General features: G+C 69.2%; 1 protein-coding gene and 1 pseudogene. Both read right to left on the reverse strand.

Translation table 11 applies throughout. The features are described 5' to 3' along the window. Nucleotides 1–236 precede the first annotated feature (236 nt). Nucleotides 237–2,492 (reverse strand): VCBS repeat-containing protein, encoded by a 2,256-nt coding sequence (locus tag QHF83_RS53135; protein WP_282425853.1) that lies wholly within the window; start codon nt 2,490–2,492, stop codon nt 237–239. Nucleotides 2,493–2,563: 71 nt separating this feature from the next. After that, a pseudogene (locus QHF83_RS53140) lies at nt 2,564–2,748 on the reverse strand (siderophore-interacting protein); the annotation flags it as partial.

Consider the following 2,748-nt stretch of genomic DNA (forward strand, 5'->3'; position numbering starts at 1 on the left):
GGTGCCGGCGGCGCGGGCGGCGGCGTGACCGACGACGGCGGCTGCGGCTGCCGGACGGCGCCCGGCGCGGACGAGGGCCACGCGGGATCGCTCCTCGTGGTGCTCGGCGCGCTCGGCCTCGTGCTCGGGCGGCGGCGCAAGGCCGCGTGAAGAGGCGCGGGCCCGGAGAGGGCCCGCGTTGAAATGAAAAGGGCGGGCCCACGCGGGTCCGCCCTTTTCATTTCAGGCAGGGGATATCAGTTCGCGCTGTCGCACTCGACGCCGCCGAGCGTGGTGCCGTTGTTGTCTTCGAGGCACTCGTTCAAGCCGCTCTGCCCGCCCTCGTCCTTGTCGACCTCGACGTAGAACGACATGACGATGTCACTCGGCTGTAGCTTGTATTGCATGGTGACGAGCTCGTACTGGCCGGGCAGGAGCGCCTTCGTGGTGGTCGCCTCGCCGATGAACGTGCCGCTCGGGCCATCGCCCCGGTAAAACCTCACCTTCACGCCCGGCGGGACGCCGTCCGTGCCCTTGTTTTGCACGAATGCCCGGAGATCCACGAAGCCTTCCGTGCAGGGGGCGAGCGAGGCTTCGAGGCTGACCTGCAGGTCGGGCGCATTGAAGACGCCGGCGCCCTGGTTCGACTGGCGGTAGTTGTTGAGGCCGAAGGGGCCGACCCAGCTCGCGGGCTCGGGCGAAGGCACGCTGCCATTCGCGTTGACGTTCGTGAGGTGATACGCGTGCTGGTTCCAGATCTTGCGCGTCCGGACCCAGTTGTCGCCCGCGTCGCCATAGACGTAGACGCCGTGCCGCAGGCCGTTCGTGCCGTAGGGGCAGCCGTTCTGGCCATTCAGGTGGAAGAGGTCGTTCGCCGCGAGCACCACCTCGGTGTTGTTGTCGCCGTCGACGTCCACGACGACCGGGTACTCGTGAATGGTCGCCGACGGGTTCTTCTCCTCGTAGAGCGTGTTCCCGGTCGCGCCATCATAGACGCGGAAATAGCATTCGTCGTTGTAGACGACCTCGGCCGCGCCGTCGCCCTGGAAATCGAAGACGCTCGATCCCGTGCGGTTCGACGAGCCGTCCTGGGTCGTCTTCTGCCATTTCACGCTGAGCGTCGCCGTCTCGCCGGCCTCGAACTCGAAGACGGAGTAGGCCGTGCCGTTCGCCGCGGCGATCTCGGGGAAGCCATCGTCGTCGAAATCGGCGATGGTCGGGGGGCCGCCGAGGCCGTTGCCGGGCATTGCGACGCTGGCGATGACCGCGCCGGTCGTCGGGCTCTGGACGCGCACGGTGCCTTGCGCGACGACCACGAGCTCGGGCTTGCCGTCGAGGTCGAGATCCGCGATGGCGGGATAGCCATCGATGAGCGCGGCTTGCTCCCAGTACGTGGTGCCGTCGGCCCGGAGCGCTTTCTTGCCGCTCACGATTTCCTGCGGCATCGCGCCGTCGAGGTCGGCGATGATGCTGACGGCGCCGTACGTGCCGGTGTTTGCCCCGAAGAACGCGCCGCCGTTGAACCGGAGGACGCCCGCCGCATCGAAGACGGCGCCGCCGACGACGATTTCGGGTTTGCCGTCGCCCTCGAGGTCCGCGATCGCCACCGTGGCCGAGTCGATGCTGACGTTCCAGGCCGTGGTGCCGTCCGTTTGCTTGGACGTCCACTTGACCTTGCCGTCGTGCTCGAACGCGATGAGCCCGCCGCCCGCCTTGCCGGTCACGATCTCGACGAACCCGTCGCCGTCGATGTCCGCCGCCGCCGGCGTCACGCGCGGCTGCACGCGGTTCGCGTCGGCGTACACATCCACGTTCGCGCCCCATTTCTCGACGCCGTCCTTGCCATTCAAGGCGCGCAGGTAGGCCGTCTGGTTCGCGTTGAAGTTGTTGGACGTCACGATCACCACGTCCGGCGTGCCGTCGTTCTCCAGGTCGACGACGACGGGCATGTTGATGACCTGGCGGAACTCCGGGAAAATGGTGCTCTCCGTCCAGGACCATTCGAGCACCGGCGTGAGCGGGCCGGGCGGCGGCTTGTATTCGCAGGTCGCGGAGCCCGGAGGCGGCTGCGGCAAGCAAACGCCGAGCGTCGATTCGCAGAACTCGCCCTCGGCGCAATCGGCCCAGTCGAGGCAGTTGCCGCCGGTCTTCTCGCATTTGTCCGCCACGCAGACCTCGCCTTGCCCGCAGCACACGGAGAGATCCGCGCCGCACCGGACGTTCGTGGCGCAGGCCGGGAGGCAGGCGTCGATCACGCACTCCGAACCGACGGCGCAGCAATCGCCGGCGCCGCAGACGATTCCGGACGGGCATCCCGGTACGAATACGCCGCCCGCCCCAGCATCACCGCCCATTCCGCCCCCGGCCCCGCCCGCCCCGCCCATCCCCCCCGAGCCCGCCGTACCCGAGCTCGCGCCGGAACCCGTCGGCTCCGTCGATCCGCCGCTGCAACCGGCCGCGCTTCCGAGGGCCAGGATCACAATGCCGCCAAGTACCTTCATCGTTCTCCGCATCGACCAACCTCCTAAGAGGCGGAAGGAGAACGGGGAAGGAAGTGCGCGTCAAGACGCCGGCAATACGTCCACTACGTTCGTTCGCGGTCCGGCGGTGTGCCGGGAACCGGGGGCGTCGCACCCGAGAGCGTGCCCGTTCGCGCGCGGGGTCGAATCGCCGCGAGCCGCGCGGCCGCGCCTTCGAGCGCGGTGGCGGCGTCGTGGAGCGCGGCGGCGGCGCCGGAGAGCGCGGCGGCGGCGTCGGACAGGCCGGGCG

The sequence above is a fragment of the Polyangium sp. 15x6 genome (assembly GCF_029960785.1).
Taxonomy (GTDB): domain Bacteria; phylum Myxococcota_A; class Polyangia; order Polyangiales; family Polyangiaceae; genus Polyangium.